Below are 14,018 nucleotides of genomic sequence, written 5' to 3' on the forward strand. Positions count from 1 at the left end.
TCATGTGAGGTAGGCCACCTGATCGGGGCCCGGTGGAACGGGTCACTTCTGGTCAACCTTTTCGATTAACCGGAATGAAACATCCCATCTTTGCGGTTCTTCATGCCAGACCGGCACGGATGTCGCCGGTAGACGAAGAGGAAAGAGCGCAAAGATGAAGAAGTTCGGTTTCGCCAGTGTGATCGCAGCCGGTATGGCCGCCGCTGTCCTGGGTCTCGCGGGCCCGGCGCAGGCCGATGTCGCCCACAACGAGTGGGTGCACGAGAACGGCCAGAGCGTGTCCGTCCCGCAGGTGGACACCACGGTGCATCAGAGCCACTGACACCAAACAACCGTCGTTGAGGGCCACCCCGGGTATCCGGGGTGGCCCTTAACCGTTGGGCCAGGTCGGTGACCGGCGCTAAACTGGCAGCACCTATTCCAGAGCACAGAAAGCAGGCAAGAAACACCACGTGACGCCCCGCGAGACGACCGCTGACTCGCCCTCCCGCCAGGTGCGCAGCAGTATCACAGTTCCGCCCGACGCTGTCGTGGGCCTGCTCGGTTCCGCCGACGAGAACCTACGCACCCTCGAAACACTGCTCGCCGCCGACATCCATGTCCGCGGCAATGCGGTCACGCTGTCCGGTGACCCCGCCGACGTGGCGCTGGCCGAACGGGTGGTCGGCGAACTGGTGGCCGTGCTGGCCGGCGGTCAGCCCCTGAACCCGGACGCGGTCCGGCGCGCCGTGTCGATGATGACCGGTGAATCCGACGCCTCACCGGCTGAGGTCCTGACGCTGGACATCCTGTCCCGGCGCGGGAAGACCATTCGGCCCAAGACGCTGAACCAGAAGCGGTATGTCGATGCGATCGACGACCACACCATCGTCTTCGGTATCGGCCCGGCGGGCACCGGCAAGACCTATCTGGCGATGGCCAAAGCGGTTGCCGCGCTGCTCTCCAAGCAGGTCAACCGGATCATCCTGACCCGTCCGGCGGTGGAAGCCGGTGAACGCCTTGGCTTTCTGCCGGGCACGCTGAGCGAGAAGATCGACCCGTATCTACGCCCGCTGCTCGACGCGCTGCACGACATGATGGACCCCGAGGTCATCACCAACCTGCTGGCCTCGGGCGTCATCGAGGTGGCGCCACTGGCTTTCATGCGCGGCCGCTCGCTCAACGACGCCTACATCATTCTCGACGAGGCCCAGAACACCACGGCCGAGCAGATGAAGATGTTCCTCACCCGGCTCGGGTTCAACTCGAAAATGGTTGTCACCGGCGATATCACCCAGGTCGACCTGGCGGGCGGCCAGGCCTCCGGGCTGCGCGCGGCGATGACCATCCTCGACGATATCGACGATATCCACTTCGCCGAGCTCACCAGTGCCGACGTGGTGCGGCACCGGCTGGTCTCCGAGATCGTGGATGCGTATGCGCGCCACGACGATCCGGGCATGCTCAACCGCGCCCAGCGCCGCTCGTCGAACGGCCGGTCGCGCCGATGAGCATCGAGGTGTCCAACGAATCCGGGTACGACGTATCCGAGGAAGAGCTCATCAGCGTCGCGCGGTTCGTCATCGGCCAGATGGACGTCAACCCGGCCGCCGAATTGTCCATGGTGCTGCTCGACACCGCCGCCATGGCCGATTTGCACATGCGCTGGATGGACCTGCCCGGGCCCACCGACGTGATGAGTTTCCCGATGGACGAACTGGAGCCGGGCGGGCGTCCCGACGCGGCGGAACCGGGACCGTCCATGCTGGGCGATATCGTGTTGTGCCCGGAGTTCGCCGCCACCCAGGCCGAACAGGCCGGACATTCGCTCGGACAGGAACTGGCGTTGCTGACGGTGCACGGAGTGCTGCACCTGCTCGGCTACGACCACGCCGAACCTGACGAGGAAAAAGAGATGTTCGCCCTGCAGCGGCGCCTGCTCGAGGAGTGGGTGGCCGACCAGGTGCAGACCTACCGACAGGATCTGCAGACCGAGAAGGATCGACGGCTGCTGGACAAGTCGCGATACTTCGACGCACCGTGACGGGACTGACGGCACTACTCGGCGCGATCGTGTTGGTCGGCGTGGGTGGGCTGTTCGCCGCCGTCGACGCCGCCATCGGCACGGTGTCCATCGCCCGGGTCGATGAGATGGTGCGCGACGAACGCCCCGGCGCGACGCGGTTGGCCCAGGTGATCGAGGACCGGCCCCGGTATATCAATCTGGTGGTGCTGTTGCGGATCACCTGCGAGGTGAGCGCGACGGTCCTGCTGGTCTCCTACCTGGACGGCTACCTCGGTGTCGGCTGGGGATTGGTGGCGGCGGCGGCGATCATGGTGGTGGTCAGCTTCGTGGCCATCGGTGTCGGGCCGCGCACCGTCGGGCGGCAGAACGCCTACAGCATCGCCCTGGCCGGAGCGCTTCCGCTGCAGGCGATTTCGGTGCTGCTCACCCCGATCAGCCGGCTGCTGGTGCTGATCGGAAACGCGCTCACGCCCGGGCGTGGCTTCCGCAACGGGCCGTTCGCCTCCGAGATCGAGCTGCGTGAGGTCGTCGACCTGGCGCAGCAGCGTGGCGTGGTGGCCGACGACGAGCGCAAGATGATCCAGTCCGTGTTCGAGCTCGGGGACACCCCGGCGCGCGAGGTGATGGTCCCGCGCACCGAGATGGTGTGGATCGAAGGGGACAAGACCACCGCTCAGGCCACCTCGCTCGCGGTGCGCAGCGGACATTCCCGGTTGCCGGTGATCGGCGAGAACGTCGATGATGTGGTGGGCGTGGTGTATCTGAAAGACCTCGTGCAGCATTCGTATTCGGCGGCGGACTCGCTGGACACCCGGGTGGGTGATCTGATGCGCCCGGCGGTGTTCGTGCCCGATTCCAAACCTCTGGACGCCCTGTTGCGCGAAATGCAGCGCGACCGCAACCACATGGCGCTGCTGGTCGACGAATACGGTGCGATCGCCGGTCTGGTCACCATCGAGGATGTCCTGGAGGAGATCGTCGGCGAGATCAACGACGAATACGACGCCGACGAAGTGGCGCCCTGGGAAGAACTGGGCGACAAGCAGTTCCGGGTCTCGACGCGGCTACCCATCGAGGACCTCGGTGAGCTGTACGAAGAGCTGGAGATCGGTGAGGACCTCGAGGTCGACACCGTGGGCGGACTGCTGGCTCATGAACTGGGCCGGGTGCCGCTGCCCGGCGCCGAGGTGACCTGGGACGGGCTGCGATTGCGCGCCGAGGGCGGGCCGGACCATCGTGGCCGGGTGCGGATCGGCACCGTGCTGATCCGCCCGGCCGAGACTGAGGAGGAAACCTCGTGAATCTCACCGAAGAGGACAACAAGCTGGTGGTGCTGGCCCGCGGCGCGATGGGCCGGGCCGAAGCCGGCGAGGGGGCCGCGGTACGCGACCTCGATGGGCGCACCTATGCCGGTGCTCCGGTGCGGCTGACGGCCCTGACGCTGACCGCGCTGCAGGCGGCCATCGCCGCCGCGGTGTCCAGTGGGGCCGCCGGGCTGGAGGCCGCGGTGCTGGTGGGTGGTTCGGCGCAGGACGCCGGGGTGGCCGCGGTGCGCGAGCTGTCCCCGGACGCCGCCGTCATCGTCACCGACCGCGCCGGGAACCTGTCATGACCGACGAATTCCGTTCCGGCTTCGCCTGTTTCGTCGGGCGGCCGAACACCGGTAAGTCCACGCTCACCAACGCCCTGGTGGGCCAGAAGGTCGCCATCACGTCGAATCGCCCGCAGACCACCCGGCACACCATCCGCGGCATCGTGCACCGGGAGGACTTCCAGATCATCCTCGTCGACACACCGGGCCTGCACCGGCCCCGCACGCTGCTCGGGCAGCGGCTCAACGACCTGGTCAAGGACACCTACTCCGAGGTCGACGTCATCGGCCTGTGCATCCCGGCCGATGAGAAGATCGGTCCCGGCGACCAGTGGATCTATGCGCAGATCCGCGCGGTCGCGCCGAAGACCACCCTGGTCGCCATCGTCACCAAGATCGACAAGGTGCCCAAGGACCGGGTGGCCGCCCAGCTGCTGGCGGTCAGCACGTTGGTCGGTCCGGACACCGAGATCGTGCCGGTGTCGGCCACCGCGGGGGAGCAGCTCGACGTGCTCACCGACGTTCTCGTCGCCAATCTGCCGCCCGGGCCGGCTTATTACCCCGACGGCGAGCTCACCGACGAGCCCGAGGAAGTCCTGATGGCCGAGCTGATCCGCGAGGCCGCGCTGGAAGGGGTCCGCGACGAACTGCCGCACTCGCTGGCCGTCGTGATCGAGGAGATCGAAGAGCGGGAAGGCCGCGACGATCTCATCGACGTGCACGCGATCCTGTACGTCGAACGCGACAGTCAGAAGGGCATCGTGATCGGCAAGGGCGGTGAGAGGTTGCGCGAGGTGGGTACCGCCGCCCGTCTGCAGATCGAGAAGCTGCTGGGCACCAAGGTGTACCTGAGCCTACGGGTCAAGATCGCCAAGAATTGGCAGCGCGACCCGAAACAGCTTGGCCGGCTTGGGTTCTAGCGTTCAGCCCGGGATGCCGTAGACCGCGACGACGACGCTGCGGTCCAGGCTGTTGAGCGACCACACGCCCATCTGGGTGTTGGCGCAGTTGCTCATGATCGCCATGTAGTCGGGGCGGTAGTACCACTGATTCATGATCTCGATGCCGTTGATCGCCAGTGCCGGGTTGATCGCCACGGTCTGCGAGACGGTGCCCTTGTACCCGGCGGCCGCAGCCCGGGACTGCGGGGTGGAGCCATCCGAGCCCAAATCGCCGTCCAGGGCCCGGTTGTTGAGCACATCGTTGGCGTGCCATTCGGCGGCCAGCTGCAGTTGCGGATTCTTGACGACGTTGTTGGTGCAGCCCGCCTGGTGCTGGATGGTGTAGACGTTGGCGATCACGCTGTTGTTCAGCCGGATGTTGTCGGCATGGGCCGCCGGGGCGGTGAGCACCGCGCCGGCAACGACAGCCAGTACGGGAAGGGCGCGGACGCCGAGGCGGGTTGCGGACATGGTCACAGAGGTTACTGCAGCGTGGGACTCGCCCACCACGGTTCGGGTTGCTTGGTCATCCACCCGCTGATCGCCTCCAGTTCGGCGGCCAGCGAAATCAGCAACGGTTCGCTGCCTTCGGGACCCATCAACTGCACCCCGATCGGCAGTCCGTCGGAGGTGAATCCGGCCGGCACGTTGATCGACGGCCAGCCCAGCAGGTTCCACGGCCAGGTCAGCGGGCAGGCCCGGATCATCGCGCGGTCGGTGGCCAGAGCGCCGCGGTCGTCGTATTCGGCGACCAGCGGCGGGGGAAGTGCGGTGGTGGGGGCGAGCACCACGTCGGCGATGTTGAAGATCCAGCCCACCCGCCGCCGGGCCTGCGCCTCGGCGGTCCTGGCCTTGCGCAGTACGTGTTCGGACAGTAGCCGGCCCGTGCGCATATTGCTCACGGTGCGGGTATCCCAGTCGATCCCCGGCCCGAGGCGGTAGCCCCAGTCCAGGAGCCCGGAGGTGGACCGGGCCAGGAAGTCCCACGACATCTTCAGCCCGTAATCCGGATCGGCTTCGGCGACGGTGTGACCGAGCTGTTCGAGATGGGTGGCCACGTCCCGCACGGCGGCGTCGATCTCGGGATGCAGCGTGGCGCGGAAGAAGGTGAACGGGAACTTCGTCGACAGCGCGATGCGTAAGGCGCCGGGGGCCCGGCCGATGTGTTCGGTGGCCCGGATCGGCTCGGGCTGGTGCAAGTCACCGGGGGCGTTGCCGGAGGCGGCGTCAAGCACGATCGCGGCGTCGGTGACGGTGCGGGCCAGTACGCCGTTGACGGTGATGCCGTTGAACGCCTCGGGCAGCGGCCAGGTGGAGATGCGGCCGCGCTGCGGTTTGATGCCGACCAGGTGTGTCCACGCGGCCGGGATGCGCACGCTGCCTGCGCCGTCGGACCCGATGGCCGCGGTCACCAGGCCGGCGGCGACGGCCGCGGCACTGCCACCGGAGGAACCCCCCGGACTGTGCTCGCGTGACCACGGGTTTCGGGTGTGCCCGAAGCCGGGGCCGCTGGTGAACGGCCATTGACCCAGCTCGCAGGTGTTGGTCTTGCCCACGATCACCGCGCCGGCTGCCCGCAGCCGCCGAACCACTTCGGCGTCCGCGGTGGCGGCGGGCACCTGGCCGCGGGTCCCGAAGCGGGTCGGGACGCCGGCGACGTCCACGTCGTCTTTGACCGCGATCGGTACCCCGAGGAGCGGGAGTTGTTGGCCCGCAGCGCGTTTGCGGTCTGCCGCGGCGGCTTCGGCCAGTGCGCTGTCGGTCAGTACGACCCGGAAAGCGTTGAGGGTGGGCTGGCTGGCCTCGATGGCGTCCAGGGACTGGCGTACCAGTTGTTCCGATGTGGTGGCACCGCTGGCGAGGCGATAGAGCTGCTGGGTGAGGGTGCTCAATTTCGGGGTGGGAGCCATGCGGGCGGGTTGTTCCGGGGTGGGAGCCATACTGCTTTCGAGAATATCCGGCGTTGCCTGCCGGACGGTGTCGGCACGCGATGAGAGACTGTCCGGATGCGGTTGTACCGGGATCGAGCGGTGGTGCTGCGCCAGCACAAGCTCGGCGAGGCCGACCGGATCGTCACGCTGCTCACCCGCGAGCACGGTGTGGTCCGCGCTGTCGCCAAAGGGGTGCGCCGGACCCGCAGCAAGTTCGGGGCCCGGCTGGAACCGTTCGCACACATCGACGTTCAACTGCACCCTGGCCGCAACCTCGACATCGTCACCCAGGTCCAGGCCATCGACGCGTTCGCCGTCGACATCGTCAACGATTACGGCCGCTACACCTGCGCGTGCGCGGTGCTGGAAACCGCCGAACGGCTCGCAGGCGAGGAGCATGCCCCGGTTCCGGAATTGCACAGCCTGACGGTGGCGGCGCTGCGGGCCGTCGCGGCGGCCCGCCGGCCGCGGGAGCTGGTACTGGACTCCTACCTACTGCGGGCCATGGGGATCGCGGGCTGGGCCCCGGCGCTGGCCGAATGCGCGCGCTGCGCGGCGCCCGGCCCGCATCGGGCGTTCCACATCGGCGCGGGCGGCAGCGTGTGTGTGCACTGCCGGCCGTCGGGCTCGGCGACACCCGCCCAGGCGGTGCTGGACCTGATGATCGCCCTGCACGACGGGGACTGGGAGTTCGCCGAGGCGTCCACCTCATCGCAGCGCAGTCAGGCCAGCGGGCTGGTCGCCGCCCATCTGCAGTGGCACCTGGAGCGTCAGCTGCGGACGTTGCCACTGGTCGAACGGGTTTACCGGGTCGATAGCGCGGGCCTCGAACGGCGGGTGGGGGTGGTCGGGCAGGATATGGCGCATGGCAACCAAACGGGGCAAGATCACCTACCCGCAGCTGCCCCCGGCGCCTGACGACTATCCGGTCTTCCCGGACACGTCGACCTGGCCCGTACTGTTCCCGGAGCTGCCGCCGCACACCAACGGCACGTTCTCCCGCCCGCCGCAGCACCCGTCCAAGGCCGCTGCCCCGCAGATCCCCGCCGACCAGGTGCCCAACCACGTCGCGGTGGTGATGGACGGCAACGGCCGGTGGGCCACTCAGCGCGGTCTGGGCCGCACCGAGGGCCACAAGATGGGCGAGGCGGTGCTCATCGACATCACCTGCGGTGCCATCGAACTCGGCATCAAACACTTGTCCGTCTATGCCTTCTCCACCGAGAACTGGAAACGCAGCACCGAGGAGGTGCGCTTCCTGATGGGCTTCAACCGCGAGGTGGTGCGCCGGCGCCGGGAGAACCTGGACGCCATGGGTGTGAACATGCGCTGGGTGGGCTCGCGGCCCCGGATGTGGCGCAGCGTGATCAAGGAATTCGACATCGCCGAGGAGATGACGGTCGACAACGACGTCATTACCGTCAACTACTGCGTGAACTACGGCGGGCGCACCGAGATCGTGGAGGCCGCCAAGGCCATCGCGCAGGAGGCGGCCGACGGCAAGCTGAATCCGTCCCGGATCTCCGAGGCCACGCTGGCCAAGCATCTGCACCGACCGGACATCCCCGATGTGGACCTGTTCATCCGGACCTCGGGGGAGCAGCGGGCCAGTAATTTCATGATCTGGCAGGCGGCCTACGCCGAGTACGTGTTCCAGGACAAGCTGTGGCCGGACTACGACCGGCGCGATCTGTGGGCGGCGTGCGAGGAGTACGTCAATCGCAACCGTCGCTTCGGTAGAGCCTGATGAGCCTGTCCGACCGGTTGGCCGCCGTCGCCGAGGCCATCTTGCCCACCACCCACGAGGAGGACGGGTCGATCACCGTCCAGCACGACGGCACCTTCTCCTCGCTTCGGGTGGTGACGATCGCCGAGGGCCTGGACATGGTGGCGCTGACCCAGATGCTGGCCTGGGATCTGCCCCTGGACGCCGAACTTCGGGCCACCATAGGTGAGCACGCGCACCACACCCTACTGGGCACCGTGTCACTGACCGAGAAGGCGCCGGATGCCGCGGATGTGTTGCTGCGCTACAACTTTCCCGCCGCGGGCCTGACGGACGAGGCGCTCGGCACGCTGATCCTGATGGTGCTGTCCACCGGGGCGGACGTGCGCCGGGCGCTCATAACGTGACTCCCGTCATCCGGATCGTCGCGGCGGTGATTCTCGACGACCGCAACCACGTGCTGGTCGTCCGTAAACGTGGCACGACGGCGTTCATGCAGCCCGGCGGGAAGATCGAAGCGGGGGAGACGCCGGAGCAGGCGCTGCGCCGCGAGGTCCGTGAGGAACTCAATGCCGGTGTGGTGCCGGAGTCCATCCGGTCGTTGGGTCATCACGATGCGGCCGCGGCCAACGAACCCGGTCACCGGGTTGCGGCGGACCTGTTCGCCGTGCGCCTCGACGGGCCGCCGCGGCCGGGTGCGGAGATCGTCGAGATGGCCTGGGTGGACCCGCATGCGCCCGTGGATATCGAGCTCGCCCCGCTGACCCTCGGCGCGGTGCTGGACTTCGCGCGCGTCAGCTGACCGCGCAGGAGCCGCACACCCCGAAGATCTCGATGGTGTGGCTGACATCGGTGAACCCGTGTTCGGCCGCGACCTGTTCGGCCCACTCCTCGGCCGCACCGCCTTCCACCTCGACGGTCGAGCCGCACGCCCGGCACACCAGGTGATGGTGATGGTGCGCCGAACAGCGCCGGTAGACCGATTCGCCGGTGTCGGTGCGCAAGGTGTCGACCAAACCGGAGGTGGCCATCGCCTGCAAGGTCCGGTAGACGGTGGTCAGGCCGATGTTGTCGCCGCGCTGACGGAGTTCGTCGTGCAGCTCCTGGGCCGACCGGAAATCCTCGATGTTCTCCAGCAGCGCCGAGATGGCGGCCCGCTGCCGGGTGGCGCGCACGGGTGTGGTCATGCGACGTCCTCTCCGGCGTGGGTGACCGCAGCCAGCACGATCTCCGCCAGGTGCTGATCGACGAGGCGGTACATCACCTCCCGGCCGCTGCGTTCGCCGGCGACCACCCCGGCGGCCTTGAGGATGCGCAGGTGCTGGCTGACCAGGGGCTGGGGGACCTCCAGCGCGTCGACGAGTTCGTGGACGCAGCGGGCGGACTCGCGCAACTGCAGCACCAGCGCGATGCGCACCGGTGCGGCCAGCGCGCGCAGCAGGTCTCCCGCGGTGTCCAGGATCTCCCGGGCCGGCAGCTCGGCGTCCGGCGCACCGGTGTGCTCGTGCTCGAGCGCGGTAGTGGAAACGGTTTTCATTATGGTGCCAGATTACATGCAGGTCTGCGCATGTCAATGGTCCCCGGGCGGGCGCGGTGAAGCCCGATCGGTACCCTGTCAACCCGTGGCATCCATCATCGACACCGTTGCGAACCTCGCGAAACGCCGTGGCCTGGTCTTCCAATCCGGCGAGATCTACGGCGGCACGAAGTCGGCGTGGGACTACGGGCCACTGGGTGTCGAGCTCAAGGAGAACATCAAGCGGCAGTGGTGGCGGTCCGTGGTCACCGGTCGCGATGACGTCGTCGGACTGGACAGCGCGATCATCCTGCCGCGCCAGGTGTGGGTGGCCTCCGGTCACGTGGCGGTGTTCAACGACCCCCTCGTCGAATGCCTGAACTGCCACAAGCGCCACCGGCAGGATCACCTGCAGGAGGCGTACGCCCTGAAGAAGGGTGGCGAACCCGACGACGTCCCGATGACCGAGATCGTCTGCCCGGACTGCGGCACCAAAGGCCAGTGGACCGAGCCGCGCGACTTCAACATGATGCTCAAGACCTATCTCGGCCCCATCGAGAGCGAAGAGGGGCTGCACTACCTGCGCCCCGAGACCGCGCAGGGCATCTTCGTCAACTTCGCCAACGTGGTCACCACCGCGCGGCGCAAGCCGCCGTTCGGCATCGGCCAGATCGGCAAGAGCTTCCGCAACGAGATCACCCCTGGCAACTTCATCTTCCGTACCCGTGAATTCGAGCAGATGGAGATGGAGTTCTTCGTCGAGCCGTCCACGGCGCCGGAGTGGCACAAGTACTGGATCGAGACCCGGCTGAAGTGGTACACCGACCTCGGTATCGACCCGGAGAATCTGCGTCTCTACGAGCATCCCAAGGAGAAGCTGTCGCATTACAGCGCCGGCACCACCGATATCGAGTACAAGTTCGGTTTCGCTGGTAACCCGTGGGGTGAGCTGGAGGGTATCGCCAACCGCACCGACCACGATTTGTCCAGCCACGCAAAGGCTTCCGGTGTCGATCTGTCGTACTACGACCAGGGCACCGACTCGCGCTACGTGCCGTACGTGATTGAACCCGCGGCCGGCCTGACCCGGTCGCTGATGGCCTTCCTGGTCGACGCGTACCACGAGGACGAGGCCCCGAACGCCAAGGGCGGCGTGGACAAGCGCACCGTGCTGCGGCTTGATCCGCGGCTGGCACCGGTCAAGGCGGCCGTACTTCCGTTGTCGCGCAACGCCGATCTGTCCCCGAAGGCGCGCGACCTGGCAGCCGAGCTGCGCCAGTCCTGGAACATCGAATTCGACGACGCGGGCGCGATCGGCAGGCGCTACCGCCGCCAGGACGAGATCGGCACCCCGTTCTGCATCACCGTGGACTTCGATTCGCTGGAGGACCACGCCGTCACCATCCGCGAGCGCGACGCGATGACGCAGGAGCGGGTGGCCATCGCGGAGGTGTCGAACTACCTCGCGGTCCGGCTCAAGGGCGCCTAGCCACCGGCCGTGAATTACTGCTCCGGCGGGTATTGCTGCTCAATTACTATTTGAGCAAGGTACCGAAAGGGGCGGTGATCAACGTTCTGGGAGCATTTCTTTCGACGTGGGACAGTGCCCGCGCCACGCTGGGCGCCGGGGCGCCGGTAGATGGGGCGGGATTCGATTCCAGCGGTCGGCTCGAGGAATCGCGGCAGACCGTCTCGGCCGCCATGCCCGGGGCGAGTTGGACCGGCTCCGCGGCGCAGACGTATTCGGACCACAACCAGCACCTGGCCGCGACGTTGGCCCGGCTCGCCGAACTCGACAGGCGGCTGGGGGCCGAGGTCGATCGGTCCGCGGCGGTGGTGGCCGCCGGCCGCCGCGAACTCGATTCGGTCAAGCAGTGGGTGCTCAGCGTCGCCGCCAGTGTGCCGCCGAACGCGGCAGGTGAGCGCGCTCTGCTTCCGGCGGTGTCCAAAGGTGCCGCCGAGGTCGCCGACATCGTGTCGCGATCGAACAACGACATGTTCGGTATCGCCGCCCGGATCCGCGCGATCGGTACCGAGTATCGAGCACTCCGCAGTGGAGACGCTTAACGCAACGCCGTCGGCACCTCGCCGCCGAGCAGCTCGATGAGGGTGGCCAGCAGGCCGTCGAGTTCGACACCCACCGCCGCGATCGCCGGATTCCCGTAGCTGCCGAACAACAGGCTGGGCTGGTCGACCGCCAGCACCGTGCCGTCGGGTCCGGCGTAGAGCAAGGTCCGCAGCGGTGCGTGCAGCATGACCCCGGGATCGTGGCGGTACATGCGTTCGGCGATGGTGTGATTGCCCATCAGATATTCGGTGGCGGGCCACTTCGACCCGGAGCCCGTCATCGAAAGCGCTACATCGAAGCTGGCGTACCGGACAAACCCGTGCGGGGCTTGCACCTTCATCTCGGCGAGCACCTCGTCCCAGTTGGCGAGCTTCGCGAACGCGGCGAGATCGACTGCAGGAGCGAGGTCTTCGTAGCGGGTGCGGGCTTGCTCGTACCCGTCGGGCAGCGCCACCAGCAGGCGGCGGTTCAGGTGCTCGACGGCGGTGCTGGCCCGGCTCATCGCGCAATCTCCAGGACCACCCGGAAACGGGCCTTGCCTGACATCATCCGCTCGTAGGCCTGCGGCGCGTCCTCGAACGGCATCACCTCGGTCATCGGCGCGATGTCGTGGGCGACCGCGAACGCCAGGTTGTCCTCGTTCTCGATGGCGGAGCCGGTGAGGCTGCCGACCACACTGCGGCTGCCGAAGATCAGGTCGACGGTGTTCACCGAGATCGGATCGGGTGCGGCGCCGACGACCACCAGCTGCCCGCGCGGTCGCAGCCCGCTCACTAGCGGGCCCATCGACCCACCACTGGCCGCGGTGGCGACGATGGCGGCGGCCCCGCCGAGGGCGGTCAATGCCGCGCCGGGGTCTTCGGCAGCGCTGTCGATGTAGAAGTCTGCGCCCAATTGCTTTGCCAGGTCGGCCTTTTCGGATCCCCGGGCGATCGCCGCGACCCGATAGCCCAGCGCCTTGGCATATTGCACGCCAAGGTGCCCCAGTCCGCCGAGCCCCTGGATCCCCACCAGCGCACCCGGTGCGGCGTTCGCGCCACGCAAGGCATTGAAGGTGGTCACACCGGCGCACAGCAGGGGAGCGGCCAGGTCGGCGTCGATTCCGTCGGGTATCCGCACCAGCCCGGTGGCACGCGCGTAGACCATCTCGGCATATCCACCGTCGGTGCTGGTGCCGGGTGTCGGTTGATCGAGACAGTTGACGAAATCGCCACGCCGACAGAATTCGCACTCGTTGCACTGTCCACCCAGGAACCCGATGCCGACCCGGTCTCCCGGCACCCACGCGTGTACGCCGGCACCGACGGCGTCCACCACGCCGACGATTTCGTGACCGGGGACCACCGGCTGGGCGGGGTCGGGTCGCTGCCCTTCGACGGCGAGTACGTCGCTGTGGCAGACGCCGCAGCTGAGCACCCGCACCCGGACCTGGCCGTAGCCGGGCGGCACCACTTCGCGTTCGGTGAGCGTGAACTCGCGTTGACCGGTGACCTGAAAGGCCCGATAAGTCGCCATGTTCGGGTACTCCTACGCGACCGGGAACAGCGGGGCGTGCACCTGACGGCTGAGGTCGTCGGCGAGCACTTCGGCCACGCCCGAGTCGATGCCCGCGACGATCTGGCGGGCGACATCGGCCGGATCGTTCTTCGGCACATCCAGATCGGCCGTCATGTCGGTGTCGGTGTAGCCCAGATAGGCCCCGATGACGTTGGTGCCCTGCTCGTTGAGCTCCAGGCGCAGCGAGTTCGTCGCCGACCACAGCGCCGCTTTGGAGACGCCGTAGGAGCCGTAACCGGGCAGCCAGGACAGCACCGACGCGATGTTGACCACGGTGCCCTGGCGGCCCGCGAGCAGTGGGGCGAAGGCCCGGGTCACCCGCAGTGCGCCATAGAGATTGGTGTCCAGGACGGACCGGACGTCATCGAGGTCGTCGCTCAACAGCGACTTGCCTCCGAGCACCCCGGCGTTGTTGACCACGATGGTGGCGTCGGCGGCCAGTTCCGCCAGCTTTGCCACCGATTCGCCGTCGGTGACGTCGGCCTGGACGACCACCACGCGCGGGTCCTTGGAGGCGCCCGTTCGTCGGCTGGTCGAATACACCTTGGCCGCACCGGCCTCCAGTAAGGCGGTGACGATCGCCTTGCCCAGTCCCTGCTGCCCGCCGGTCACCAGCGCGGTCGCCCCGGCTACCTGTGTTCCTGTCATGGTCGTCTCCCTTGCTCGTTGTCTGCGCCTTGTGC

Annotated in this window: 19 protein-coding genes; 12 read left to right on the top strand and 7 right to left on the bottom strand. The window is 67.6% G+C overall.

Annotated elements, in window-relative coordinates; translation table 11 throughout:
- Positions 1-154: 154 nt before the first annotated feature.
- The 6 genes from ACXPWS_RS11175 to era all read left to right on the top strand — a co-directional run bounded on the left by ACXPWS_RS11175 (position 155) and on the right by era (position 4,516).
- Positions 155-322, top strand: coding sequence for a hypothetical protein (locus tag ACXPWS_RS11175; RefSeq protein WP_458712490.1), 168 nt, complete (start codon positions 155-157; stop codon positions 320-322).
- 130 nt (positions 323-452) lie between these two features.
- Complete coding sequence (locus ACXPWS_RS11180; protein ID WP_458712491.1) at positions 453-1,490, top strand: PhoH family protein; 1,038 nt, start codon at positions 453-455, stop codon at positions 1,488-1,490.
- On the top strand, positions 1,487-2,023 hold the full coding sequence (ybeY, locus tag ACXPWS_RS11185; protein ID WP_458712492.1) for an rRNA maturation RNase YbeY: 537 nt from the start codon (positions 1,487-1,489) through the stop codon (positions 2,021-2,023). The genes ACXPWS_RS11180 and ybeY overlap by 4 nt, the downstream gene beginning before the upstream one ends.
- Complete coding sequence (locus tag ACXPWS_RS11190) at positions 2,020-3,306, top strand: hemolysin family protein (RefSeq protein WP_458712493.1); 1,287 nt, start codon at positions 2,020-2,022, stop codon at positions 3,304-3,306. Before ybeY ends, ACXPWS_RS11190 begins: the two co-directional genes overlap by 4 nt.
- A gap of 47 nt (positions 3,307-3,353) precedes the next feature.
- A complete protein-coding gene (locus tag ACXPWS_RS11195) occupies positions 3,354-3,617 on the top strand; it encodes a cytidine deaminase (protein WP_458713497.1) in 264 nt (87 codons plus the stop codon).
- Positions 3,614-4,516 (top strand): GTPase Era, encoded by a 903-nt coding sequence (era, locus tag ACXPWS_RS11200; protein ID WP_458712494.1) that lies wholly within the window; start codon positions 3,614-3,616, stop codon positions 4,514-4,516. The genes ACXPWS_RS11195 and era overlap by 4 nt, the downstream gene beginning before the upstream one ends.
- A gap of 3 nt (positions 4,517-4,519) precedes the next feature.
- On the opposite strand, the gene ACXPWS_RS11205 is transcribed toward era, so the two are convergent.
- Positions 4,520-5,008 carry a CAP domain-containing protein gene (locus tag ACXPWS_RS11205; RefSeq protein ID WP_458712495.1) on the bottom strand — a complete coding sequence of 163 codons (489 nt, stop codon included), beginning with the start codon at positions 5,006-5,008 and terminating at the stop codon, positions 4,520-4,522.
- Positions 5,009-5,019: 11 nt separating this feature from the next.
- Positions 5,020-6,477 carry an amidase gene (locus ACXPWS_RS11210; protein WP_458712496.1) on the bottom strand — a complete coding sequence of 486 codons (1,458 nt, stop codon included), beginning with the start codon at positions 6,475-6,477 and terminating at the stop codon, positions 5,020-5,022.
- 66 nt (positions 6,478-6,543) lie between these two features.
- Here ACXPWS_RS11210 and recO point away from each other — a divergent pair, with 66 nt between their 5' ends.
- Genes recO through ACXPWS_RS11230 form a run of 4 tightly spaced genes read left to right on the top strand, consistent with a single transcriptional unit; the run spans position 6,544 to position 8,996 of the window.
- Positions 6,544-7,386 carry a DNA repair protein RecO gene (recO, locus tag ACXPWS_RS11215; protein ID WP_458712497.1) on the top strand — a complete coding sequence of 281 codons (843 nt, stop codon included), beginning with the start codon at positions 6,544-6,546 and terminating at the stop codon, positions 7,384-7,386.
- Positions 7,334-8,215: a decaprenyl diphosphate synthase gene (locus tag ACXPWS_RS11220; protein WP_458712498.1), complete on the top strand. Its 882-nt coding sequence runs from the start codon at positions 7,334-7,336 to the stop codon at positions 8,213-8,215. The genes recO and ACXPWS_RS11220 overlap by 53 nt, the downstream gene beginning before the upstream one ends.
- The gene (locus ACXPWS_RS11225; RefSeq protein ID WP_458712499.1) at positions 8,215-8,601 is read left to right on the top strand and encodes a hypothetical protein; all 387 of its coding nucleotides are present in this window, start codon (positions 8,215-8,217) and stop codon (positions 8,599-8,601) included. Before ACXPWS_RS11220 ends, ACXPWS_RS11225 begins: the two co-directional genes overlap by 1 nt.
- Positions 8,598-8,996 (top strand): NUDIX hydrolase, encoded by a 399-nt coding sequence (locus tag ACXPWS_RS11230; protein WP_458712500.1) that lies wholly within the window; start codon positions 8,598-8,600, stop codon positions 8,994-8,996. The genes ACXPWS_RS11225 and ACXPWS_RS11230 overlap by 4 nt, the downstream gene beginning before the upstream one ends.
- Here the strand turns inward: ACXPWS_RS11230 and ACXPWS_RS11235 are convergent.
- Together ACXPWS_RS11235 and ACXPWS_RS11240 are read right to left on the bottom strand one after the other, a co-directional pair.
- A complete protein-coding gene (locus ACXPWS_RS11235) occupies positions 8,989-9,381 on the bottom strand; it encodes a Fur family transcriptional regulator (RefSeq protein ID WP_458712501.1) in 393 nt (130 codons plus the stop codon). The two genes, ACXPWS_RS11230 and ACXPWS_RS11235, sit on opposite strands and share 8 nt — an antisense overlap.
- On the bottom strand, positions 9,378-9,731 hold the full coding sequence (locus ACXPWS_RS11240; protein ID WP_458712502.1) for an ArsR/SmtB family transcription factor: 354 nt from the start codon (positions 9,729-9,731) through the stop codon (positions 9,378-9,380). Before ACXPWS_RS11240 ends, ACXPWS_RS11235 begins: the two co-directional genes overlap by 4 nt.
- A gap of 85 nt (positions 9,732-9,816) precedes the next feature.
- Here ACXPWS_RS11240 and ACXPWS_RS11245 point away from each other — a divergent pair, with 85 nt between their 5' ends.
- Both ACXPWS_RS11245 and ACXPWS_RS11250 read left to right on the top strand, forming a co-directional pair.
- A complete protein-coding gene (locus ACXPWS_RS11245) occupies positions 9,817-11,199 on the top strand; it encodes a glycine--tRNA ligase (protein ID WP_458712503.1) in 1,383 nt (460 codons plus the stop codon).
- 50 nt (positions 11,200-11,249) lie between these two features.
- Positions 11,250-11,777 (top strand): EspA/EspE family type VII secretion system effector, encoded by a 528-nt coding sequence (locus tag ACXPWS_RS11250; protein WP_458712504.1) that lies wholly within the window; start codon positions 11,250-11,252, stop codon positions 11,775-11,777.
- Here ACXPWS_RS11250 and ACXPWS_RS11255 read toward each other — a convergent pair.
- The 3 genes from ACXPWS_RS11255 to ACXPWS_RS11265 are packed head-to-tail and all read right to left on the bottom strand — an operon-like array spanning position 11,774 to position 13,983.
- Positions 11,774-12,280: a DUF302 domain-containing protein gene (locus tag ACXPWS_RS11255; protein ID WP_458712505.1), complete on the bottom strand. Its 507-nt coding sequence runs from the start codon at positions 12,278-12,280 to the stop codon at positions 11,774-11,776. The two genes, ACXPWS_RS11250 and ACXPWS_RS11255, sit on opposite strands and share 4 nt — an antisense overlap.
- Positions 12,277-13,293: an alcohol dehydrogenase catalytic domain-containing protein gene (locus ACXPWS_RS11260; protein WP_458712506.1), complete on the bottom strand. Its 1,017-nt coding sequence runs from the start codon at positions 13,291-13,293 to the stop codon at positions 12,277-12,279. Before ACXPWS_RS11260 ends, ACXPWS_RS11255 begins: the two co-directional genes overlap by 4 nt.
- Before the next feature lie 12 nt (positions 13,294-13,305).
- Positions 13,306-13,983 (bottom strand): SDR family oxidoreductase, encoded by a 678-nt coding sequence (locus tag ACXPWS_RS11265; protein ID WP_458712507.1) that lies wholly within the window; start codon positions 13,981-13,983, stop codon positions 13,306-13,308.
- Positions 13,984-14,018 lie beyond the last annotated feature (35 nt).

It is taken from the genome of Mycobacterium sp. BMJ-28 (assembly GCF_054404835.1).